The sequence below is a fragment of the Yoonia sp. D2-7 genome (assembly GCF_055809435.1).
This window is the reverse complement of record NZ_JBVVTX010000002.1, coordinates 1-21,717: the sequence shown is the minus strand read 5'-3', so window position 1 is coordinate 21,717 and position 21,717 is coordinate 1. Positions and strand designations below refer to the sequence as shown.

Sequence of the window (21,717 nt, the reverse complement as noted above, 5' to 3'; positions counted from 1 at the left end):
AAGTCGCAAGTCAGGGTAGCGCGCACCTCGCACACAGAATGTGCCAATAATCAGGGTTATGTTAAGTAGACGGATAGGAAAGGTATTCAAGGATAGGCTGTGAGTCTAACTCATGTTACGCGATGCCAAGTAAGCAATATGATCCATTTCAATCCGTTTGATTTTGATCCGTACCAAACCCAAAATCTCTAAGATTTATGCCTCTTGCTTTGGTTCTTGCCGGATGTGTTCTTGAACAGCGGCACTCACGTATTTGAGAAAATCTTCAAAAGAGATACGCACCTCTTGGTTTCCAGAATATGTCCAAAATTCAATGTACCCAAATCGTTCTGCTGGCCCGCCTTCATCTTCAGCCAGTCCTTCAGGAAACACACACGACAAATTTTCTGGATTATACTCTCGTCCATGTGAAAATTGCTCGAGCACTTTAGCAAATTTGATATCGTTTAATCCGTTAAGGAAGGACTCGATTGGATATAGATCAGGGTTAAGTGAAATCCGTGTTCTCATCTAGTTCACTTCGGAAAAAACGACGTTAAACGCGCAGGTTGTGAGATCACTATCCGAAAGCAGTTGATCCGCGAAACTGGCTCGCTAGGTGGAACTCGGCTTCCGCAGTCGGACCATCTGCAATAAAATTGAACTCATGAGTTGGGTACTCAATGTCAGCCATTGGAAAACCCCGCTCTTCAAGTGTCTCGATCCAAGCCACGGTTTTGAAGACTTCATCAAGTCTCATAAAGGCTTTTTTGTCTTCAAAGTAGTCATGATCTAAAAATGCATAATCATTCACGACCATTAGGTTTGGGCCGTTTCCTGAATGGACCCAGTGATCCGTAGCATCAGGCTTTAACGCCTTGTTTAGAAAACCCAAGAAGCGTTCACGATTGTATGGGTTATTAGCGGCTTCATTCATTACCGCCGCCAAACAGCTTGATGCGACCGTCTTGCCATCCCATGCAGTCCCACAACCATCTGTATATGGTGACTTAATAATTTTTAGAGACGCTTTGTTCATTAGTCCTCAAACATGAGCGTATCACCATTCAGAACCATCACACCGCTAGCATCATGAGAAATTTGTTTCAAAATGGTACTCAGAAACTGAAACTGGCCTTCAATATTTTCCTTTCGTATACGCAAACCTGCTGCGGATTGGATGTTCATTGACCTCCCTAAGCCCGCTAAGATTTCGTGATCAAAACGTCCCGGTGGATAAACATCTTTCCAGTCTGAGTGGATAGAAAATCCAGATTCATCAACGACTTTCTTTAAAAAATCTCTTAACTCTTCTTCGGACAAATCTGAATACAGGTTGATATCTAGCGCAATCTCATTAGCCTCCTACACTACCGTCTGATCTTACAATCATTAGATCGTTGAGGCCATCGATTGGCCAGTCATCGAACTGGGCCTTCAAGTGTTTTAGTTAAGTTACAGCCTGTGAAGTCGACCTCAGCAAGCGCGCTCGCAATGAGTTGTTTGCTTGATTTACCGCCGGTATCGAGCCACCCTGTGTGTTGTTTGACTAATTCGTTGAATTCATTCATATTCATGGTCAAAATTGTGCCGTTACCTTCGAAAATGCCCTTTCAGATGAGAGAGTTAATATCTTCCACCATACTTTCAGGGGTGCAGCCTTCTATCCTAAGATCGCCACTTTCGGTATTTTCAATAACTTCTGCAAAGTACGGTTTTCCGGCACGATAGACGATGTGATCGAAAGGTCCATTTCTGGTTTCATCCGGCTCTGATACGTCAATGCCTTCACGCGATAGACCAATAAATGACGCTCTTAATGCAGCTTCCGTTTGGTCGAATATGAAAATATCAAGTGCAAATGAAAAATCTCCTGTCACCCTTGATATGAATGCGCCATTACGGCTTTCTTCTAAAAAATCGTAAGAAATGACATCCTCTTCGGTATTTTGAACGTCATCGGGCATCAAGCTCAGATATTTCAGCGCGAACTCAAGAGCATCAGGGGTAACTGAGATCAATATACTTCTTTGTATCAACGGCACTTCCTCCAAATTTCTAAGACTTGCGCAATTTTTTCACTGTCTAGCCCTGGGAAATTTTCAGCAAACTTCATCGCATTTTCATAGGGCTGTCCATTCAACTGCTTGATGAATTGATGCTGTGCACGATCGATATTGATGATCCCAGGTCCAGCCTTGGGAAATGTAGTGCCCGTATCTGGATGGTATCCGTAAGTCCGTCCATTAACAACGATATCTTCGCCGATTTGCTGATACTGACCCCGCTTCAAGGCGTCCATATCAGCGCCTAAATCAATATCCGGGTCCACCATAGAATTCATTGCTTTTGTTGGATCTTTCCCTCTTGTTTTGCAAGGGTCATGTCGCCGGACAGGACGTTTGGGTGGGTTATCTAATTTCCGCACAATACGTATATTGCCACCGTTCATGCCAAGCGTATTGGGATCCACCTCGATCTTGTACTGTCGCACGCGGTGTCTGATGCGCGCGATGTTGTCGGCACCGGCGCGTGCGAGGGCTTCGATTTCGTCGTGCAGGCCTTTGCCGATACGTGCCAAAGCACGGATACCGTCCACGAAGGCCTCAAGGATATTTGCGAGGACCCCCAAGCTACGGGCTTTGGTCGCCAGCCCCCGCAGCTTCACGATAAATGTTGCAAAACGCCCGGCCAGTAATGGGATACCACCCCCGCCTAATAGGGCTGCAATCACCGCTAAAACGACCTCAATAAGGACCTCTGGCAAGATGAACCCAGTCACGACGCCGGACATTTCAGCCCAGAAGTTCGGAGTCATGTTCATGGCAATCGCCATGAGGATATGAAAGACATATTCGAACGCGTTAGTGTCGCTTGCGATCAAAATCAGACGTTCAATCCAATCCTGACCATTATCAATCAACTGCGCAAACAGTTCACCTAGTTCGCCCGGAAGCTGTCGCAGGCTATCCAGGGCAGATTCCATGAGATCAACAGTGCCAGACGCAAGATCACGCAAAGCTTGCATGATGATATCGAGGAATTCACTCAGATCATCGATGTCTTCAAACAGCCCAGTCACACCTTCAGCGACAGTTTCAGCCATTGATGTCCCATAAACAAACATCTGGCCGAACAAGCCGCCATATCTGAGCAAGCCTTGTTCAAGAGGCGTTTGGTTCTCCACGTAGCTTTCATACCAAGCTGTCGCAGCCTGATATTGAGAGACCGCCAGATCACTTACACCACCCCAGAAGCCAGCCTCGCCTTCATACCAAGACACCAGCCCCTTACTAAAGCCACGCAGACGCGCATCAGGGATGGATAAAAGCCCCTTTGTTTCCCATTCGAGCACATAAGGCGCCAAGTCGATAAGTGCCTTGTCACGGAACTGCGTCAGTGCAGTACCAAGGTCTGCCATACCGCCATCAGCTTCGCCCCCACCTTGCGGAATAATCGATGCGACGACACTCCCGTGTGCGACTTCAACAGGTGGCGTTGTTCCCATCGTCACCAGCGGCGCAGTGGGTGCATCACCGTCTTTCTGACCGTGGGCAATCAATGGCTCGGTTGTCAAAGAACCGTCAATCACGATGCCTGTAGAGTCTTCGAGCCGCACTGCGCCATTGGTAAGAGGCGTAAACCAGCTATCGGTGTAGTTGGCTTCTACAGCAGCCTGTCCCGTACAGGGTAAACAGACACGCTCCATATCACCTTGAGCAGACGGCGCGTTTGCTTGCGCGCGTGCGGCCACATCACTTGGGCTTGGAGATTGACCAGTTCCATCTGCCATTACAGTAACCCTGCTTGATGTAGATCGCCTAACCGGTCTTTCATACGAACCATTTTATGCTCTTCATTCAAGGATGATTCTAATACTTGTTGGATATATCGATCTGGGTCACGGCATTCGAATTCTTCGCCGTATACAAGCTGCCAAGCTGCAAATGTATGGACATGCCGAACCGCTCGCACTTGATAGCGGTCCATTTTTTGAACCACACGGCCTACCAAGTCAGTCAAGTCATTCTCTGTCAAACCGCTGGCCTCATCGGCAAAGCTCTTGCGTAAAGCTAAACCGACTTCCAATTGACGACGGCGCTGCATAGCCACAGCAATCGCTCTTTCATCAGCAGATACGAATTTGGGACTCGTGGGACCTTCCGAAGATATCTTATCTTGTGGAAGCGAGTGAACGGTCACATGGCCCGGTATCGGACAGCATACATAACTCGCAACTGTGATCTCATCATAGCCATGAAACAAAGGGCAGCGCTGTTCTGATCGATTACTGTGTTCAGTGATGTACGCTTGTAACACCAGCGGTTCCCAAAACCGGAAATACCGCCAACGTCCATCGGTTTGCTGTATTTTTGTGAACCTCCTGAAATGAGCGCAAAGATCAGCCAAAGATGCATCTGACCGTAGATATATCCCTGGCTCTTTGTCCCAAAAATGCCATGGCGCGTCAGACTGTGTGAACAGGTTGCGAGTGAAGACGTTTTCGTCTTCGAGCTGGACGATCCATGGGGCTACGTCCTTCAGCTCGTCGTAGGCATTGCCTTTGAACAGACAATGGTGCGTGAGACCTGAGACCTCCAGCAATTCAGGCAGGTTCGGCACTTTGGCTGCATCAAGGATCGCATATGTATGCAGCGCTGTATCGCAGGTCCGGCCGAAAAGCGACTCGTAAAGCGCATCCGGTACAGTCTTCAAATCCACAACGCCAAGCTGCGCATCAAGCGGTTCAACACCGTCGATTGTATTGATCTGCAAGTCTGGCTCGTCGGGTGCCCCAGCCGTTTTAGGCGACTGAACCCAGTAGTCATCAAAATTGTCAGCGTTCAAAATACAGCGCCTTTACTAAGCCTCGATCACACCTGCCAACAGATAACCCTAGGCAGCAATAACGCAACTTATAAGCGTTCGATGCGGCTGGGGAAAGGCGGTGCTATAATGCTGGTTTCGAGCTTAAATAGAATTTGTAATACAAGCTACATATCCTGCTATCTTACTATCTCAAACAGCCGTTTGGACTTCGCAAAATCGCCGGGCCAGCCTGGGCCAATCCTGCAAAATGCCTGGGCCAAATACGTCCACAGGCGGAAAAACAGCTGGGCCAAACGCGTCCATGACGAATTAACCCGCTGAAAATAAACAGTAAAAATGCCACACCACTGAAACACCTTCAAAACGCCCCTTACGCCATTGTTTTTGCGCGCAAAAACGCCTGTCGCAGAGAGCTGCATGACGTGTGTAATTTTTATGGGACTGGCTGTCCCACGAGATGCAGTCCTTCCAATCAGTTTCGGGTACGTTGTCACTGCTGACCCGCAGAACGCCTGACAGAGCGATTGCGCAAAGCAGGGGAATTGGAAGTCAGAGCCACGCCGCGCGCGCTCAGGCTCACCTCCGCTGCGCAAATCTGCCTGAGAGCCCAAACGAAGCTCACTGAGGCGCAACTACTAGCATTGGCGCCAGGGTCTCCAAGCAAAAGAGACCAGCAGCACCCAGTGCCACTCATTTCACGGGCGGCATGACTTGGCTACAGAACCCGCCCATTCAGTTTTGCAGGTTCATATCGCGGATAGAGGCAGTTAAACTACAACCTTAAGCAGTTGGACGCCGACAACATACAAGATCATTGATTGCCGACTATGTTGCAACGGACCTTCGGAGGATGAACATGCGCAAACTGGTGATTGGCAGCGTTGTTTGCATTTTGTTGATCGCGATTGCTGCTTTAAGTTGGGGACGCTCCTTTTATCAACGTCACGTCGTTTTGAAGGCGCTTGAAATTGCACAAGGTGACCCAGCCTGTTTTTTCGACGGTCGATTTAACAATGGCGGGATGCCGGTTGCCCGCCCTGTCCCGCAAGACGACGATTTCCTGACGCTCTGGCCAGACTTTCGAAATAAGGTCATCCTGTCCGAACCGGCCAAGCCGTTCCACGTTGGAATTTTTGTTGTCCGGGGTAGCGATACCAATACCCCGACCGGAGAAGCATGGGGCTGGTCCTACCGCAAAGGCACGTTTTGGACCGCACGGTTGGAAGGTTTTTTCAGTCTGGCCTATTCGGGTGATCCAATAAATGACTGCTTAAAGGCACAACAATGACCATTACCCTCTTTTCCCACCACCTGACGACACCAACACCCATCGCGATGCCTGCGTTTCGCGTTTGTGCGGCGCTGGATGGGGCATTGTCGGATGATGCGAACAAGACCTGCGCGTCTGATCTGTTCGAGGCGTTCTTGGACAACTTCGGCCCCGACATCGCCTACGCCGCGACATCCGGTAAATCACGGTGGACGCCGAAACTGGTCAAACCCACAACCACGAAATTGAAACGGATGAGAGAGGTGATCGCCAACGGTTTCACAACCCATACCGGAATGCGCCTGTACGGTCCCGACACGAATGTGCTTGGAAAACCAGCGGTGCCGTTCCTCAGCATCACGCAGGTTTACCCGACCTTCATCGCGATCGACATTGCAGTTCCGCACGATCATCCCAACCGCGATACCTTTGCGCAGGCCAGCGATCACGCCTTGCGATCAGCCAAATTGATGGCGGGATATCAAGGGTTTGGGTTCTTCAAATCCCCGATCAGCGGATTGGCTGATAACAACTTGCCCGTTGCATCCGACCGCTTCCGCGCCGCGACGATGACCGAATGGATGGGCAACCCGTCTTGTACACTCTGGTCCCCGCGCACCGCAGATAATTGGCCCGGATATGAAGCGGGCATCACCGAACTCGGCTGGCGCACCTACGTCGGTCGTATGTTTACGGACCGCATCACGGCCGCCCCTGCCGCGAGCTTAACCATCGAAGACCTGCCCAACATGAAAATCGTCACGGCAGGTCCCGCCCCGATCTGGGGAGACGTCAACGCGGACGAAGACATCACAGCCTACAAAGACGCCTACGCCTACCTCGCCCCCGTATTTACCAGCCGTGACATGTTGCGATCCAGCACGCTGGGCGGGATCCCATCCTACGACCCTGCCCGCGCCGCAGTCGTCGACGGGTACCTTAACCGCTTCGCCTGATCCCCGCTTGTTTTACGCAAGATTATCAACCAATAGTTGCTAATCGCGGGTCATCTCTTATTGTGGCGCTGGTAAAGAATTACCGGGATTGATCAGCGACATGAATGCCATCTTCAAGCAAAATGACCGTATGGGTTCGTTGTCCACAATTCTTGGGCAGGATGTGTTAAACCTGTTGCGCTTCGACGGTGAAGAACATCTCAACGGTTTGTTCACCTACCGCGTCGAAGCATTGGCCAAGACCGATGACCTTGATTTCAACGCGTTGATCAGCACCCATGCCACCGTCAGCCTCAAGTCATATGACTTGCCGGAAACGCCTTTTGACGGGATTATTGTTGAAGGCGAAATGCTGGGTCAGGGCGAAAACGGGTGGCGCTATGCGTTTACTTTGAAACCCTGGCTATACCTGCTCAGCTTGCGTCGTAAGCAACAGATTTATCACAACAAAACTGTCGTCGAGATATTGGACGAACTGTTTAGCCCCTACTCCGGTCTTGGAAAACCTGCTGTTGAAAAACGTCTGACCGGCAGCTACCCGACGCTCGAATATACTGTGCAATACCGTGAAAGCGACATGGATTTCGCGACACGTTTGATGGAACGCTTCGGGATATCTTATCACTTCAAACACGACACAGGATCGCACACGCTTGTGCTGACAGACACGGCGATTAGCCACGATGATTTGCCGGGCGGCGCCCGCGAATTTCTAATGGCCGACAACGGTAAACACAGCCGCGACGCCGAACATTTCTGGGACATGCGGCCTTCACAAAGATTAACAACGGGTAAGATCCGATTAACGGATTACAACTTCAAGACGCCTAATGCAGCGATGGAAACAGACCGCGACGCCGCAGCGCCTTACGTTGAAGGCAGCATCGAAAGCTACGATTATCCAGGCGATTACCTCGCACAAAGCCCCGGCAAAGACGTCGCACGCTTGCGCGTTGAGCAAGAACGCGGACAAGATCCGCGGCACCGTGCATTGGGCGACTGCGCCTCTTTACGTGCCGGTCAAAAAGTCAAAATCACGGGCGACAAAGTACCCGGGGTCGACAAAACACTCTGCCTGTCCGCCAGCCACAAATACGCCTCCGGCGGCTACGGAACGACCGAAAACGGCGAACCCAGCTTCGAAGGCCAATACCTGTTCATGCCAGTTGGCGCCCCGCTCGCCCCCGAACGCAAAACCGCACGACCTGTTGTGCAGGGTCCGCAAACGGCTGTGGTCGTCGGCGAGGGCGAGATCGACTGCGACGAATATGGGCGGATTTTGGTGCACTTCCACTGGGATTTGGACAAGCGGTATTCAATGCGCTGCCGGGTTTCGCAGAACTGGGCGGGCAAAGGCTGGGGCGGCATGGTCATCCCACGGATCGGCATGGAAGTCGTGGTTGAATTTCTGGAGGGCGACCCCGACAAACCATTGGTGACAGGCTGCGTCTATAACGGGAAGAACGACACGCCGTATCCGCTGCCGGAACATAAAACGAAAAGTGTTTTCAGAAGCGATACCCACAAGTCCAGCGGTTTCAATGAGCTGACTTTCGAAGACGCCAGCGAGGCCGAAAAAATCTACATGCATGGTCAAAAGGATCAGGAAATCCATATTGAAAATGACCGTACCAAACGGATTGACCGCAACCAGTTTGAAAGTGTCGGGCGTAATAAGACTTTAGAGACCGGTAATAACCATCATGAAGTCGTCGGTGGCAATATGACGATCATGATTGGCCCCAATAAGCTTCAACAAGCCGTGCTTGGAAAGTTCAAAGCTTTGACCAGCAAGCTTGGTGACATCACATCAAACTTGGGCCTACCTGACATGTTTAATATGGGCGAAGGCAACCTGATGATCGGCGTGGCAAAAAACAAAGCTGAAACGATCATGCTGTCAGCAACAGAAGTTGTTGGTGCTGGCAAAGCAACAACCGTTGGCGGTGGGTTCCAGACTGTTGTCGGCGGTATTATGAACACAACCGTGGGTATTGGCTCTTATGAAGAGGTCGGACAGAACAAAGCAGTTGTTGTTGGAAAACAATACGAAATCGTCGTCGGTGATAGCAGAATCGTTATGGACGAGGATGGAACCGTTTCGATAACCGGTAAGAAAATTCTCATGCACGGTGATGATCTTGTTCGGATCACTGGCAAAAACGTAAAAATAAACTAGCGGGATTTTTTAATATGATTCCGGGTTTGCGGCATTGGGATTTTTCAAATAAAATCAACCGGCAAGCCGACGGCGGCGGCGGCCCTGGCTTGCTTGAAGAGGTGCGCGCGTTTGTCGTTGGTCAAAACAACATCGACATGACCACGCGCGAATTTCTGCTTCATCGGGATCATGAACTCGCTGAGCATATGGCTGCTCGTATTCGCGAATATGAGGCGATGATCACCGTAATCGGCTGGGCTACTGGAATGGTCACGCCGCCACCGCCGCTTACATCGGCAGGTGTTAGGCAGCAGATTCAAGATGCTTTGTCAGAAATGACCCAATCACTGATCGAGCGGTCGCAACGAGAAGGCTGGGAGCATCTCAATCCGCTTAACGCAGGGGCAACTGCCGTGGGGGTCTTATATGATGTATCCGGGGGAATTGCTTGGCTTATTGGTGCTACAGAGACAGCTGAACGATATGATGATATTTCTGATGCAGCTTATTCTGTAGACGTCTGGGACCTATATGCCAATGCGGTCAACGATATCGTAAGCGCTATTATGGACGGCTTAGCGCAATATTGGACTGAGTTTTGGCAAGAGGTTGATACAAATGGATTTCTTATCGCATACAATAAGCTGCTCATCGACGGCGGCTTCTTGGCTGCTGAACTTGGCATCGATATCGCATTAAGCGCGCTCAGTGGTGGCGTAGGTGGCGCAGCGAGCAAGGTTATTCGAGTGACCGGCCGACGCATCTCAGGCAATGCGACCGAAGTCGTATTGAAGATTGGTGATGCCGGCGACACAATCCCAGACGGCAACACTGTTTTTCGACACGTGGTCGATGACACCGAAATACCTGATAATGTCGAACGCTTAATGGACGAAGATTCGCTTGGTGGTGCAGCCCCGCTTGATGATACTGCCGCCCGGCTAGACGAACGTCCTAACGGCGCGACAACAACGGTCGTGCATGGCAATAGTCGAGGCGCAAACGATGTGTCGTGGGAAGTTGGCGAAAACGGACGCCCTATTTCTGCGACAGCCACCTTACGTGAAGACTTTGGAGGGACCACCCGTGGTGATGAGGCAACCGCTCTAGCCGTCGGCAGATCGGGGAACGATGGCGATCATGGTGGGCACCTTGTTGCACATCGCTTTTTGGGCGACACGCCTGCTCATGGTATGGTTCCGCAAGCTGGGAACCTTAACCAAGGTGCTTGGAAAAGGATGGAAAACGAGTGGGCTGATTGGCTCAACAAATATCGCCCTGCCGAAGGTAACAGAGTTGAAATTGATTTGGTGATCGATACCGACCCACCAGGTGCGGCACGCCCCGACACGTTGTTTGCAGACTACACCGTGTTCGAAGTATCTCCTGACGGTACACGACAACCGATTTACAGAAATGAACACGAGTTCCAGAATGAAGCTGGACAGACATATGAACGCGTTCGGTTTCGAAACGACGGAACGATAGAAGGAAGCTAGGATGATACGTGATGAAATCGTTTTGGAGATCGGGCAATTGGTTTTGCGCGCGGCCAATGAGACGTCCGCAGATTGGGCATACGCAGGCTATGTTTATCAAACTGCAGATGGCAAAAACTCTTCGCGGCAGGACTTTCTGTTTGAAGCGGGTCTAGAGCGTAGTTTCTTGAACGATAAATCGATAAAACGCGACATTCGCACGATTTTCCCCCGCCTTTGGCAGGTTGTGACCGACAATGATGAAAATCATCCCGTCGCGATAAAGGTAGGCGTGCGCGCCGCTGATCGCGATCTGAAAGTTTTGTTTGAATTTGATGATGGCAATCGCTGGGCCGTTGGGCCGGGCAATGTCGCCCAAGCTACCCAAATCTATCTCGGTGACCTGTTCCCCGAGGCCCTTCCATGACACGTTATGATAGCGCAGCATGGGCAAAAAAAGCGAACAAGCGCAAGGCCTATCGAGATCATGTAAGGGACAGTTTTTTCAAGAAAACGCAGGCGGTGAAACACGCCGAACCGCAAGATATGGTTGGCTCACCAGCAAGCCAAAGCGAAAAAGTTGCCGACCTTCTTAAATTAACCGCCAAGGGTTCTGGGATAGACGCCAACCAAAAAGACGCTATCGCCACCGCTCTTGCTGCCATGAAGGTCGTGTCGCTCGGAACCGGCACAATGGGGACAAGCGCCAAGACCGAAGCCGTGCTAAGAAGTTTCTCAATGAAAAACTTGCGAGACAACTGGTTTTGGTCGCCGAGCTTTTTTGACTAGATGACAATGAACCTCACCACCGCCCTTCCCATTTCGCACACCGCTTTCGCCCACTGGCACACCGACGATACCGAAATCGGTGTGGTTGTAGCAAAGGCCACTTTTGTGTTGTCCACGGAAGGCACACTACCTCAGGTCCCACCGCCAGAACTAAACATGGTGGATCTGTACACCGGCGATCCGACCGAAACCGCGCTTGATTACGAACAAGACATCGCACCGCATAAACCAAAAACCGACCTGATCATCCGCGGTCGCGCACGTAGCTTTGAAGGCACGCCGCGCCGCGATTGGCCCGTGAATATCAGCATCCCTGACCGACTTAACTACGGCTTTCACGTGCGCGGCCCGTCTCAATGGCTCAAGCCCGGGCGCAAGTGGCAATTGTCACAACCGGACAACGTCACCGAGGTCCCGCTGACCTATGCGCTTGCCTATGGCGGGCACTGCACCGAGGGCGAAACGACGCAGTTCTTTGAACAAAATCCGGCTGGCATCGGCTTTATGACCGAAGCCGCAGCATCTGATCTGGACAATTGGCCTGCCCCACAAGTCGGGCTTCTGGCCGACTTCATGGCCGCCTCTCCGTTCGAGCCTATGGCCGTCCATGGCACGATGCCCATCGCCAAAAGCTGGCTGCCGAGACGTGCTGTCGCGGGGACATTCGACAAAGCGTGGGAACGCGACCGCCATCCACGTATGCCGCTCGATTACGATCTTGGGTTTTGGAACGCAGCCCCTTTGCGCCTGCAAATCGGCCCTTACCTGCAAGGTGACGAAGTGATCGAAGTCACGGGCATGTCGCACAAGAGTGAAACCATCGCCCTGCAACTCCCCGGCGCGAAGCTTATGCTGCAATCACGGTCTGATCCGCAGGAACCTGCGCTCCCGATGGCGCTCGACACAGTTGACCTAGACCTCGACACTGTGGACGATGGACAGATCACCATGACCTTGCTCTGGCGCGCGCTGGTCCCTGACCGCGACGCGTTCACCGAAGCTGAAATCATCCGAGGATAGCCCATGCATTCTGCCGCCCGCCATTCCGGCAAAAACGCGATCATCACCTGCATGGCGCCCGACGTTTGCAAAACGCAGGTCGGCAATGCGGTGGTGCCGATCCCCTACATGATCATCTCGAAACTTGATTGGTCGGACAAAACGTCCAAAGACGTCGAACTCACCGGCATGAAAGCGTTCAATATGGACGCGCGGACCAACAAGGTGACAGGCGATGAACCCGGATCGCTTGGCGGCGTCAAATCCGGCGTGAACAAAGGCTGGTGCCGCCCGCAATCGAACAAAACAAGCGTCTTTGTGAACGGCGCAGAGCTGCTGCAGAACAACAACCTCTACGAGATGAACTGTGCGGGACCTGAAGGCGCAGGCAACACAATCGGGCGGCTCACGTACTTCGAATAGCCGCGTCCAAGACACTAACCAAACGTAGTCTTCACTTGTCAGGCAGACGATACACATTCTCGCACCGATCACGAACGCCCGACTCTGGTGGCGCTTCATCGGGCCTTGCAACTTGACGACGTGATGACGTGATCGGCGCTTTGGACCCCGCGCGGTTCATTTCCATGATCAACTTCGTCATCCCGTCTGGGGCCTCAGACAATCCCCGCCGTTTCTTGTCATAAAAGCCAAGATGCCGCGCCAGCTTATCCAAGGCTGCTGCGCGATCCTCCATCACGACTTTCATCGCACCGCTTTTGGTCACCTGAACCTCTCGATACAACGGGCGGCTGCTTTCTGGGATGTCTTCATATGCGGTGAAATGCACCCGCAGAAGCCCCAGACCATTACACTCCGGACAATCAGGATGCGGTGCACGTGTCGCGTTATACCCAAATCCGCCAGCGTTTGACGGTTCGTCTTTCATTGCGCGAACATTCGCTGGCAAACCCTTCCACGCATACACAGCGACATCAAATTCACGCTGCGTGCGCCATTGATAATGATAGTGGGCACCGTGACAATAGCGACAAGCACCGCGCACCGGCCTGCAAATCCTACTGGGATCCGCACGCACGATCGCAACAAGAGACCTGAGCATATCCAAGGTTTCGGACTGAACGCGTTCAGAATATTCCGCCTCAAACGCGGCAATCCGGGCGCGAACCTTAACATTTGTCAACAAACGGGACCCAGCGGATTTTGCAGAGTTGTCGCTTTTTGGCGCATAGCCCGCGCGCTTGTACGCCGCAGTCGCATTGCGGTCCTTCATATACTCATGGCAAAACGCCTCGTGCCTTGTGTTGGCAAGTGTAGCCATCTGATTTTCACGCCCTTCGTTTGTCCACCTGAAGCAAAAAGCCGACAGGTGTTTTCCTTTATAAAACAACCATTTTTCCATCCTGACTAAGCACAAGACGGAGTCCGGCCACCCGTACTTGCCCCCATATCCCTTGGAGCAAGACCCTCTTAATTCTTCCTATCCACGCAGTGCCGTTTATCGATGGCCAGCCGCTTGCCCGTAAGCTTTTCACTTACCCCAGATGATCGTTTGACCGGTCTGGTCCCCCGTACGTCGTGTCGGGTGGGTTTAAATTCTGCGTTTCTTGTGGTCCCAGAGGATGCCGGTTGCCACAGGGTTGGGTGAGATCCCGGAAGAGTTACGTTTTTGGGCGCGGGAAACGAAAACCGAGGCAGCTGTCTTTACCAAGCGCGCGATTTTAGACGCCGCAGAAAGGGAAAACAGCCGCGTAAACCCTGACTTTGAACAACAGCTGAAAGGGCTCAGCGATTGATCAGAAATCACGGTCTTGTCTTGGTAAAACTGTAGATGAGTCATGGACGCACACATTCCCACCGCGAAACCGCGATCGTTAAGCTGTGCACGTCCTGTGCGATTTAGGCCCATAGATATGGGTTAAACGGACTATAGCGCTACTAAATGTGCGAGTCACGAGAGAAACAGGAAAAACTCATCTAGAAAACAGTGGAAATAAAATGGCGCGGGCTAACCACGTTTCGCGGTGTAAGCACTCGATGAAGCTATAGGAGACGACAGCCAGCACAGGCGCGCGGAGAACGCCTAGATCATCAAGCTGTCATCACATCAGTTATGCCAATGACCCAAGGCAGCCCTGCGCGGATACACCCGACACACCACCCACCGCGGCGCGAGACGCAAAAATAGCACCAAGCAAGCCAATAACATGGAATCCCGCCGCGCCTTCTCTAGCCGCGACGCGCGCGATCCCCCAAATTTTTCCCTACGGCGTCTCGCGCTGCTTAAAAGAGACGCACAGCCTCAGCACAGCGCGAGACGCCGTAGGGAAAAATTTTTCGCCCAAAATGGTAGGGGCATGCACACCCGATTGCAGCCGCACGCCAAACAGGGATGAAATCCAAACGACAACCGTACTCGCCCTTTTATTGACAAAAACACAAATGATAACCACAAGTAGAACATTAACAATTTTTACTACTTAATGGGTTCTCTGTTCATGAACGCACCATTCAAGCAAGACGCCCGTATGGGTCATCTGACGACGGTTTTGGGTGGGGATACGCTTGTTTTGTTGCGGATGGTCACCGACGAACACGTGAACGACTTGTTCACCATTAAAGTTGAAGCGCTGTCCGAGGACGATGACCTCGATTTTGACGCGCTGATTGGCACGCATGCCTCCGTCAGCCTCAAGAGCTTTGAACATCCAGATGTGCCGTTCGACGGGATCGTGACCGAAGCGACATTTGCGGGCATGCACGAAAACGGTTGGCGCTATGAACTGACGCTGCGCCCGTGGTTCTGGCTGGCTGGACGTCGTCGTAACCAGCGCATTTATCACGAGAAAACCGTTGTCCAAATTCTCGATGAATTGCTCGCACCCTACGCGGGTCTCGGCAAACCTGCAGTTGAGAAACGGTTAAGCAATTCTTATCCGACGCTCGAGTACACCGTGCAATACCGCGAAAGCGATCTTGCTTTTGCGACGCGGCTGATGGAACGCTTCGGGATTTCCTACCATTTTGAACACGCCGACGGGAACCACGCGCTGATCATGACCGACGTGATGACGGCCCATGACCCGTTGCCGGGGGCATCCCGCAAATTCCAGATTATTGCCGAAGGTCACCGTGCAAACGAAGAACATTTCTGGGATATGCGGCCAACGCGGCGCATGACAACCGGCGGAATAAGGTTAACGGACTACAACTTTAAGATGCCCAACGCGGCCATGGAGGTCGACCGCATGGGCGACGCCCAATACGCGGAAGGCCAGATCGAAAGCTACGATTATCCGGGTGACTATCTGGAAGCAGGACGCGGCAAAGACGTCGCGCGCCTGCGCACTCTGCAGGAACGCGGGCAGGACCACCGCCACCGCGCCGTCGGTGATTGTACGTCAATGCGGGCCGGATTAACCGTCAAAGTCGCAGGTGATAAGGTCAAAGGCGTGGCCGATCCGTGCCTGTGCCTATCCGCCAGCCATGCCTATTCGACCGCCGCTTACGCGTCGGGCCAAGGCGGCGATGGACCGAACTACGAAGGGTCCTATGTGCTGCTGCCAGTGTCGGCGCCCCTTGCACCTGAACGCAAAACACACATCCCGAAAGTACAGGGTCCGCAAACGGCCGTCGTCGTCGGCGAGGGTGAGATCGACTGCGACGAATACGGGCGGATTTTGGTGCACTTCCACTGGGATCTCGACAAGCGGTATTCGATGCGCTGCCGTGTGTCGCAAAACTGGGCCGGTAAAGGCTGGGGCGGCATGGTGATCCCACGGATCGGCATGGAAGTCGTCGTGGAATTCCTCGAAGGCGACCCGGACAAACCGCTGGTCACAGGCTGCGTCTACAACGGCAAAAACGACGTGCCTTACGATCTGCCAGCGAACAAAACCCGCTCTGTCTTCCGCACCGATACACATCAAGGGTCCGGCTTCAACGAGCTGACGTTTGAAGACGCAAACGGCGACGAACGCATCTATGTTCACGCACAGAAAGACCACGAAGTTCACGTGCAAAACAACAGCGCAAAGCGTGTTGATGTGAGCGAAGTCGAAAGCATCGGAAACAGCAAATACTCCGAGATCGGCAAGGACTTCAACTTCCAAGTTGGCGGCAACGCCGTAACTGCCATTGGTGTCTCAGACGTCAGTTTGCAGGCCTCCAAGCCAATGCAGGCTTATGACGATGGCCCGCTGCAACTCGCTTACAAAACCACGATCCCCGGTGGGCCAGATGCGGGGCGCGGCCACTATAAAATGATGGTGTCGCAGTCAATGACAACGCTGATCGGGTCGCAATCCAGCACGCGCATTGGCGACAGCAGCACCGTTGCTGTCGGGACCAGCATGCAATTGAATGTTGGCGCGCAAAAGAACGAAACCGTCGGTGATGGCTCATATGAAACAGTCGGCGGCGGGCGGTATATGCACGTCGGCAAAGAGATCGATCTGCGGTGCGGTGCATCGCGCTTTATCATGAAACGCAGTGGCGAAATTGAGTTAATCGGCACGCATATTAAGCTGCGTGCCAAGAAAATCGATCTTAACTAGTGAGCCGTGACATGAACCGTAATTTGAAAATCCTTAGCGCACTCGTAGTGGCAGGTGTTGGTGTCGCATGGGCCCTGTTACCGCCAGGATCTGCCGTAGCAACCGCATGTGATGGCACGGCTGTCGGCCTGAATGAAACCGCTCCAGCTCAGCTGGTCGCAATCTTCGATCGTGGCTGCGCCGCAGCGCTCGTCGATGAACAGGGTCTCGGCCTTGCCTATGACTTCGGCTACCCATCGTTGGTGTTGCAGCACGCGTCCGCAGACGAAGCGAACGCAGCGATTGATGCCACAATCGCCGAGGGCGACCGCGGGTTTTTCGCGAACGATCCAGCAGTCTTGGAACAGCTTGACGGCGCTGCGGCCGATTTTGTGCGCGCATCACTGTTCCCACAAGACGCACTTGCAGCGGCGACCGATCCGTCAGTTGTGCTACAATCTGTGCCACTCTGGAACGCAAATCAAAATGCGCCAATCATCATCGCAGGCTGCGAAACAACTGACTGCGACGCCAACCTCACCGACTGCGCGGGCTATGTAGGCTTAGCTGATAAACACGCAATCGCAACAGGTGAAAAGACGTTGGCGGACGTCTATGCAAGTTGCCCAATCAGCCCAACATGGGTGCTCGGGTTGCGCCGTGCGGGCCTTGTCGACACCGCTTGCACCAGCACGTTGGCGGTTAATCGGGTCATGGACGCGCCCGAAACCTTGGGAGACGCTTGTTTCCCTGCAGATTTCGATGCGCAAACATTACCAGGGATCGGCTCTGCCGATTTGCCACGCTTGTTGCGGGTACGCGGGCCGTCCGGCCTTGCTGACATCGGGGCGGGCAACATGCTGACGCTCCAGTCATTCTTCCCAAGCATCGTCACCTACATAACGCAGAATGGAGATCTATGATGGTTGAATTCACGCGCGAAGAGCTGGACGCATTTCTATCCAAAACCGACTTCGACTTCTCGAAAGTTGCGGATTGGGAAGCATTTCTTACCGAACGGCGTTCAGGAGGTACAGGGCGTGACGCTGACGGCATTCAGCTACGTGACATCAAAAATTATGCAGTAGGCACTGCGACCGTCATCACCAGCGGCGGAACTGTGACAGCACAGTTTAACGTCCGAACATTAGGGACAGGGCACGCGTTACCCCCCGGACTTTTGTACGTTTATTATGCCGATAGCCCGGGCCCGAAAAAGGTGAAAAGCTTTTATGTCGGACCACCGTCACGCTCAGCGACGTTCAACCTCGAAGTCAGCAGCGGTGGCCCTGACGGCGAAGAAGGCTGGGGGGCGCTTTATTACGTGATCATCAAGTCAGGTAACTTGCCCGGACAAGGCCTTGCTGAAATGGCCGGAAAACGGGCCTTACGCGAAGCGATCAAAGGCGCTGGTTGGATCATGCGCAGCGGGTTTCGCATGCTCTCAATGGGCGAGGCAGGGTATGATGTCACCGTTAAGGTTGGGTACGGCCCTGTGACACGCGATTACATGCCGCAAGAGATTATTTCAGACGATCTGATGGAACAAATCGGCGATGCGGCACGTGGCGCACGCGATGCGTTGTTTGACTAGGAGCCACACATGCCAGCAGCATCTCGCAAAGGCGATATATGTGTCGGGCACGGGTGTTTCCCCCCGACCCCATCGGTCGCAGGTAGCCCCAATGTCTCGCTTGACGGAATTCCTGCGCTGCGCAAAGGCGATGCCGTCGCACCACACGGGTGCTCAAACTGCCCGCCGCATGGCAGGTCTGTATCAGCAGGCTCTCCGACCGTTTTTGTGAACGGGCGACCACTTGCCCGCGTTGGGGATGGCGTAGATTGTGGCGGGTCTGTTTCCGCGGGCTCGGGCACTGTCAGCGCCGATATTCAAATCATTCCAAACCCCGTGATCAGCGCCTATCAAGCCGCCCAAGGCGCCCCTTGCGTTCGTGAATGCATGCGCGACGCAAATGCCAAAGGCCAAGCCTTTGTGACGACCGCTGGTTAACAAATGGTTCGCGTCACTCCTTTACCGCATCTCTATCGCCAGCGTTTCGCCTTTCGCGCAAACCGGCTCTTTGCTATCCTTGATGCAACCGCATACGATAACCTACTGATCGCAATCGGCAAATCCGGCCTTGAATTCGAGAGCCTGTTCTCAGGCGAAGACGCGCTCGTGCTGTCCGGTGAGGCGCCCTATATCGTCGTCCTCGACCCCACGAAACCCAAAGCCGTCCGCGATCTGCTGCAGGCGGCGAAAGCACCGCACGCAGGGTTTATCATCGAAACAGATGCGACCATCGACGACCTGCGCCGCCACTACGCCTCTTGGCTGAACGTCACAATTGATGAAGGAACGCAAATGGCCCTTTTCCGGTTCTACGACACCCGCATCCTGCTCGCCTTTCTCGGCACGCTTCAGGCTACCGACGCCGCAGCGTTCTGGGGACCGTCAGAGCGGTTCTATGCGCTCAAATCTGGCGTACCTTCCGTTATCACCCGCCCCACACTCAGCGGACCAAACCGTGCAGCTCTTCCGCTGGAAAAACCCTACGCGGTCAACGTGCAACAAATCGAAATGTTCACCCAAATCACAGATCAGGTGTTCCGCAACCGGCTTGCCGATTTCTTGGGTCGTGTCTTTTGGGAAGAGGGCGAAACGCTCTCACAAACCCAACGTCTTGAGATCGTCGATCAGGCAATTCTGGACTGCGCATGGCTCGAAGTTTGCCGCGAAGGCGATGTTGTGTCGATGGCAGTTCTGCGCCTTGTCACACCTGACCTCGTCGCGGATGACGCCTATCGCGACGCTGTGATTGAACAGGTGCCAAACCCCAACCAACGTGTCGCAGCCTATCTTGGCGAAGCGGCTATCCACATGTCAGCCCAAGACAAAGAGCTCTTCTACGGCAAGGTTAGTTTTTGGTGGGAATTCGTGAAAGGTAAAATCTAGGCCATGATGAACCCAGAATCTGCGCGTATTATTGCTGATAGTGTTGCACGAAAGGTTGAACCATTCGTAAGATCAGAAGCGCTTGATCCAGCCACACGGCCCCTGCCGCCCTATAATTGCCCGACAGGGACTTGTCGGACCGACAAAATCTGCACAGAGGTCTCTGTCGGCGACCCGATCGATCCGATGGGGCGCGAGCATATCGAACGCAACGCTTGCAACAAATGCCCGTCAACAAATCCAACGCCGGTTGTCCGCATCGGGCGAACTGGTCGCGGTGGGTCGATAACCTACGAAGAAATCACGCATTATACAGACCGCGAAGGCAATACTTGGACGCCAGACAGCGGCCTCACAGCCCCAGTTTTCCACGGCGATGCCGGGCTCGGAAACCGGAATGCCGAAAATCAAACTTACCGCCTTCTACTAGGACAAGGCGGGCGCGGCTGGCAATGTCGCTACTATGGCGGCGCGGTTGATGACACGAGCCTCGATCTAGGAACATACGACTACGCTCCAGCGCCAGGTACGGCACGAGCCGTCGGTAATCGCGTCACGTTTGGGCTGGTTGGTGACGATCATAACGACATGGACGTGAAGCCCCACAATTCCAATCCCAACTACGCCCCGAACCTAACTGAAAAATTCTAACGCAATGGCCAAACCTATCGACCCACTCACAGGCGCCTTCCGCCTTGGCACTGACATGACACTCGCCGACATTTGGACTGGTCTGCACAGCGATGCACAGATGTGGCAGCGATCAGCATTCGCAGCAGACACCCTGCGCCAACGCGCATCTATCGACGATAACACCAAGTCTCTTTTGACAGCACTTGCCCCCTGCCCCGCCACACGCTGGCAAGCCTTCATTGAAGCTCAAGGCGTCACCCAGATCGGAGCCATCGCGCTGTCGTGGTGCGCAGACGTTGAGCTTAGCACCGTCGCGGACCTTTTTCTGCGCGAAATCTCTTGCCCCGCCGATATTGATAAACGCGCAGCACAGCGCCTGAATCCTGCCCTTCTGCCTAGCACACGGTCACTAAGCGAATTGACCGCATCGGCACAAAGCGACATCAAAACGCTCGTCCTCATGTGCCTCGGCCAAGCAACGCCTATCACCTTCGACGTCTCAGCTGCATGGCTCCAAGATTTGCCTGCCATCGTCGGTGCGATCCTGCTTGAACGCTACGATCCCGCAGTATCTCAACTTGATCCAAACATCCTCTCAACTTGGCAAGCGGCCGCCTAACAGGGCGTTTGCGACAAACGGCTTCCCTCCAACGCAAAACGCTGTCTTCCATCGCTGACGCTGTGTGACCCCGTCACGGTAACTCTCTCAACATCCGCACCTTCGCACACGACCAAACTATCGTCCGTCAGCGCATACAACTGCCCATCATCTACCGCGAAATACGGATTTAGAAACCGCAAAGCAGGCGCGTTCATGCCCGCCACAGGTTTGCGATACCGACTGCCCAGCAACATGTGACCCGCACCGTCGATCAACAGGCGTGGCGCGGGGCTGCGTGCTGTCCCAAGATCAAGCGCACCGATCCGTTTGACTTCCTTCCCGCGAAACAACAGCGCCTCACCCATTGTCGCGAACAACCGACCAATCGGCATCACCGCGGCCGGATCGGCAATGTCGCGCTTGCGCACGCCTTCCACAATTAACCCATTTTCATCCATCGCATAGGCACCACCAAGCAGCCGGAAGCTATCCATATCCGCCTTCACGACCACCAGCCGATAGTAATCACGTGGATCGGTCAGGTTCATGAAATAGGCCCGATTGGCACA

At 53.3% G+C, this 21,717-nt stretch carries 24 protein-coding genes; 16 read left to right on the top strand and 8 right to left on the bottom strand.

What is annotated here, in order from left to right; all coding sequences use genetic code 11:
* Positions 1-195: 195 nt before the first annotated feature.
* The 6 genes from cdiI to AC0L7R_RS17885 all read right to left on the bottom strand — a co-directional run bounded on the left by cdiI (position 196) and on the right by AC0L7R_RS17885 (position 4,827).
* Positions 196-510 (bottom strand): ribonuclease toxin immunity protein CdiI, encoded by a 315-nt coding sequence (cdiI, locus tag AC0L7R_RS17910; protein ID WP_473660515.1) that lies wholly within the window; start codon positions 508-510, stop codon positions 196-198.
* A 49-nt stretch (positions 511-559) separates the two neighbouring features.
* Positions 560-1,018, bottom strand: a complete 459-nt coding sequence (locus AC0L7R_RS17905; protein ID WP_473660513.1) for a hypothetical protein — start codon at positions 1,016-1,018, stop codon at positions 560-562.
* Positions 1,018-1,302 carry a hypothetical protein gene (locus AC0L7R_RS17900; RefSeq protein ID WP_473660511.1) on the bottom strand — a complete coding sequence of 95 codons (285 nt, stop codon included), beginning with the start codon at positions 1,300-1,302 and terminating at the stop codon, positions 1,018-1,020. The genes AC0L7R_RS17905 and AC0L7R_RS17900 overlap by 1 nt, the downstream gene beginning before the upstream one ends.
* Before the next feature lie 290 nt (positions 1,303-1,592).
* Positions 1,593-2,018, bottom strand: coding sequence for a hypothetical protein (locus tag AC0L7R_RS17895; RefSeq protein WP_473660509.1), 426 nt, complete (start codon positions 2,016-2,018; stop codon positions 1,593-1,595).
* Positions 2,015-3,772, bottom strand: a complete 1,758-nt coding sequence (locus AC0L7R_RS17890) for a hypothetical protein (protein ID WP_473660506.1) — start codon at positions 3,770-3,772, stop codon at positions 2,015-2,017. Before AC0L7R_RS17890 ends, AC0L7R_RS17895 begins: the two co-directional genes overlap by 4 nt.
* Complete coding sequence (locus tag AC0L7R_RS17885) at positions 3,772-4,827, bottom strand: DUF4123 domain-containing protein (protein WP_473660504.1); 1,056 nt, start codon at positions 4,825-4,827, stop codon at positions 3,772-3,774. Before AC0L7R_RS17885 ends, AC0L7R_RS17890 begins: the two co-directional genes overlap by 1 nt.
* Before the next feature lie 838 nt (positions 4,828-5,665).
* On the opposite strand from AC0L7R_RS17885, the gene AC0L7R_RS17880 reads away from it, so the two are divergent.
* The 8 genes from AC0L7R_RS17880 to AC0L7R_RS17845 all read left to right on the top strand — a co-directional run bounded on the left by AC0L7R_RS17880 (position 5,666) and on the right by AC0L7R_RS17845 (position 12,885).
* A complete protein-coding gene (locus AC0L7R_RS17880) occupies positions 5,666-6,097 on the top strand; it encodes a hypothetical protein (RefSeq protein WP_348107746.1) in 432 nt (143 codons plus the stop codon).
* Entirely contained in the window at positions 6,094-7,035 is a 942-nt protein-coding gene (locus tag AC0L7R_RS17875) for a hypothetical protein (RefSeq protein ID WP_473660502.1), read from the top strand. The genes AC0L7R_RS17880 and AC0L7R_RS17875 overlap by 4 nt, the downstream gene beginning before the upstream one ends.
* Positions 7,036-7,135: 100 nt before the next feature.
* Positions 7,136-9,214, top strand: a complete 2,079-nt coding sequence (locus tag AC0L7R_RS17870; protein ID WP_473660500.1) for a type VI secretion system tip protein TssI/VgrG — start codon at positions 7,136-7,138, stop codon at positions 9,212-9,214.
* Between the two features lie 14 nt (positions 9,215-9,228).
* Complete coding sequence (locus AC0L7R_RS17865) at positions 9,229-10,695, top strand: DNA/RNA non-specific endonuclease (RefSeq protein WP_473660498.1); 1,467 nt, start codon at positions 9,229-9,231, stop codon at positions 10,693-10,695.
* 1 nt (position 10,696) lies between these two features.
* Positions 10,697-11,101, top strand: coding sequence for a hypothetical protein (locus AC0L7R_RS17860; RefSeq protein ID WP_473660496.1), 405 nt, complete (start codon positions 10,697-10,699; stop codon positions 11,099-11,101).
* Positions 11,098-11,463, top strand: coding sequence for a hypothetical protein (locus tag AC0L7R_RS17855; RefSeq protein ID WP_473660494.1), 366 nt, complete (start codon positions 11,098-11,100; stop codon positions 11,461-11,463). Before AC0L7R_RS17860 ends, AC0L7R_RS17855 begins: the two co-directional genes overlap by 4 nt.
* 6 nt (positions 11,464-11,469) lie before the next feature.
* Positions 11,470-12,483 carry a DUF2169 domain-containing protein gene (locus AC0L7R_RS17850; RefSeq protein WP_473660492.1) on the top strand — a complete coding sequence of 338 codons (1,014 nt, stop codon included), beginning with the start codon at positions 11,470-11,472 and terminating at the stop codon, positions 12,481-12,483.
* A gap of 3 nt (positions 12,484-12,486) precedes the next feature.
* Positions 12,487-12,885 carry a DUF4150 domain-containing protein gene (locus AC0L7R_RS17845; protein ID WP_348109385.1) on the top strand — a complete coding sequence of 133 codons (399 nt, stop codon included), beginning with the start codon at positions 12,487-12,489 and terminating at the stop codon, positions 12,883-12,885.
* A 31-nt stretch (positions 12,886-12,916) separates the two neighbouring features.
* On the opposite strand, the gene AC0L7R_RS17840 is transcribed toward AC0L7R_RS17845, so the two are convergent.
* Entirely contained in the window at positions 12,917-13,744 is an 828-nt protein-coding gene (locus AC0L7R_RS17840) for a terminase small subunit (RefSeq protein ID WP_473660490.1), read from the bottom strand.
* Positions 13,745-14,045: 301 nt separating this feature from the next.
* Between AC0L7R_RS17840 and AC0L7R_RS17835 the strand changes: the two genes are divergently transcribed.
* The 8 genes from AC0L7R_RS17835 (at position 14,046) to AC0L7R_RS17800 (ending at position 21,166) form a co-directional block, all read left to right on the top strand.
* The gene (locus tag AC0L7R_RS17835; protein WP_473660488.1) at positions 14,046-14,219 is read left to right on the top strand and encodes a hypothetical protein; all 174 of its coding nucleotides are present in this window, start codon (positions 14,046-14,048) and stop codon (positions 14,217-14,219) included.
* 702 nt (positions 14,220-14,921) lie between these two features.
* A complete protein-coding gene (locus AC0L7R_RS17830) occupies positions 14,922-16,979 on the top strand; it encodes a type VI secretion system tip protein TssI/VgrG (protein WP_473660486.1) in 2,058 nt (685 codons plus the stop codon).
* Positions 16,980-16,990: 11 nt separating this feature from the next.
* A complete protein-coding gene (locus AC0L7R_RS17825; protein WP_473660484.1) occupies positions 16,991-17,881 on the top strand; it encodes a hypothetical protein in 891 nt (296 codons plus the stop codon).
* Positions 17,878-18,552 (top strand): hypothetical protein, encoded by a 675-nt coding sequence (locus tag AC0L7R_RS17820; RefSeq protein ID WP_473660482.1) that lies wholly within the window; start codon positions 17,878-17,880, stop codon positions 18,550-18,552. The genes AC0L7R_RS17825 and AC0L7R_RS17820 overlap by 4 nt, the downstream gene beginning before the upstream one ends.
* 9 nt (positions 18,553-18,561) lie before the next feature.
* A complete protein-coding gene (locus AC0L7R_RS17815) occupies positions 18,562-18,969 on the top strand; it encodes a PAAR domain-containing protein (RefSeq protein ID WP_348106948.1) in 408 nt (135 codons plus the stop codon).
* 3 nt (positions 18,970-18,972) lie between these two features.
* Positions 18,973-19,914, top strand: a complete 942-nt coding sequence (locus AC0L7R_RS17810) for a DUF4123 domain-containing protein (protein WP_473660480.1) — start codon at positions 18,973-18,975, stop codon at positions 19,912-19,914.
* 3 nt (positions 19,915-19,917) lie between these two features.
* Positions 19,918-20,565 carry a hypothetical protein gene (locus AC0L7R_RS17805; protein ID WP_348106950.1) on the top strand — a complete coding sequence of 216 codons (648 nt, stop codon included), beginning with the start codon at positions 19,918-19,920 and terminating at the stop codon, positions 20,563-20,565.
* Between the two features lie 4 nt (positions 20,566-20,569).
* Positions 20,570-21,166 carry a hypothetical protein gene (locus tag AC0L7R_RS17800; protein WP_473660478.1) on the top strand — a complete coding sequence of 199 codons (597 nt, stop codon included), beginning with the start codon at positions 20,570-20,572 and terminating at the stop codon, positions 21,164-21,166.
* Here AC0L7R_RS17800 and AC0L7R_RS17795 read toward each other — a convergent pair.
* The coding region (locus tag AC0L7R_RS17795; protein WP_473660476.1) for a hypothetical protein at positions 21,163-21,717 on the bottom strand (555 nt) is incomplete at its 5' end. The two genes, AC0L7R_RS17800 and AC0L7R_RS17795, sit on opposite strands and share 4 nt — an antisense overlap.

Bases quoted from the DNA above. Each gene is read 5' to 3' on its own strand.
- cdiI (WP_473660515.1), bottom strand. From the start codon at position 510: ATGAGAACACGGATTTCACTTAACCCTGATCTATATCCAATCGAGTCC.
- AC0L7R_RS17905 (WP_473660513.1), bottom strand. From the start codon at position 1,018: ATGAACAAAGCGTCTCTAAAAATTATTAAGTCACCATATACAGATGGT.
- AC0L7R_RS17890 (WP_473660506.1), bottom strand. From the start codon at position 3,772: ATGGCAGATGGAACTGGTCAATCTCCAAGCCCAAGTGATGTGGCCGCA.
- AC0L7R_RS17880 (WP_348107746.1), top strand. From the start codon at position 5,666: ATGCGCAAACTGGTGATTGGCAGCGTTGTTTGCATTTTGTTGATCGCG.
- AC0L7R_RS17875 (WP_473660502.1), top strand. From the start codon at position 6,094: ATGACCATTACCCTCTTTTCCCACCACCTGACGACACCAACACCCATC.
- AC0L7R_RS17870 (WP_473660500.1), top strand. From the start codon at position 7,136: ATGAATGCCATCTTCAAGCAAAATGACCGTATGGGTTCGTTGTCCACA.
- AC0L7R_RS17865 (WP_473660498.1), top strand. From the start codon at position 9,229: ATGATTCCGGGTTTGCGGCATTGGGATTTTTCAAATAAAATCAACCGG.
- AC0L7R_RS17860 (WP_473660496.1), top strand. From the start codon at position 10,697: ATGATACGTGATGAAATCGTTTTGGAGATCGGGCAATTGGTTTTGCGC.
- AC0L7R_RS17855 (WP_473660494.1), top strand. From the start codon at position 11,098: ATGACACGTTATGATAGCGCAGCATGGGCAAAAAAAGCGAACAAGCGC.
- AC0L7R_RS17850 (WP_473660492.1), top strand. From the start codon at position 11,470: ATGAACCTCACCACCGCCCTTCCCATTTCGCACACCGCTTTCGCCCAC.
- AC0L7R_RS17845 (WP_348109385.1), top strand. From the start codon at position 12,487: ATGCATTCTGCCGCCCGCCATTCCGGCAAAAACGCGATCATCACCTGC.
- AC0L7R_RS17840 (WP_473660490.1), bottom strand. From the start codon at position 13,744: ATGGCTACACTTGCCAACACAAGGCACGAGGCGTTTTGCCATGAGTAT.
- AC0L7R_RS17835 (WP_473660488.1), top strand. From the start codon at position 14,046: ATGCCGGTTGCCACAGGGTTGGGTGAGATCCCGGAAGAGTTACGTTTT.
- AC0L7R_RS17830 (WP_473660486.1), top strand. From the start codon at position 14,922: ATGAACGCACCATTCAAGCAAGACGCCCGTATGGGTCATCTGACGACG.
- AC0L7R_RS17825 (WP_473660484.1), top strand. From the start codon at position 16,991: ATGAACCGTAATTTGAAAATCCTTAGCGCACTCGTAGTGGCAGGTGTT.
- AC0L7R_RS17820 (WP_473660482.1), top strand. From the start codon at position 17,878: ATGATGGTTGAATTCACGCGCGAAGAGCTGGACGCATTTCTATCCAAA.
- AC0L7R_RS17815 (WP_348106948.1), top strand. From the start codon at position 18,562: ATGCCAGCAGCATCTCGCAAAGGCGATATATGTGTCGGGCACGGGTGT.
- AC0L7R_RS17810 (WP_473660480.1), top strand. From the start codon at position 18,973: ATGGTTCGCGTCACTCCTTTACCGCATCTCTATCGCCAGCGTTTCGCC.
- AC0L7R_RS17805 (WP_348106950.1), top strand. From the start codon at position 19,918: ATGATGAACCCAGAATCTGCGCGTATTATTGCTGATAGTGTTGCACGA.
- AC0L7R_RS17800 (WP_473660478.1), top strand. From the start codon at position 20,570: ATGGCCAAACCTATCGACCCACTCACAGGCGCCTTCCGCCTTGGCACT.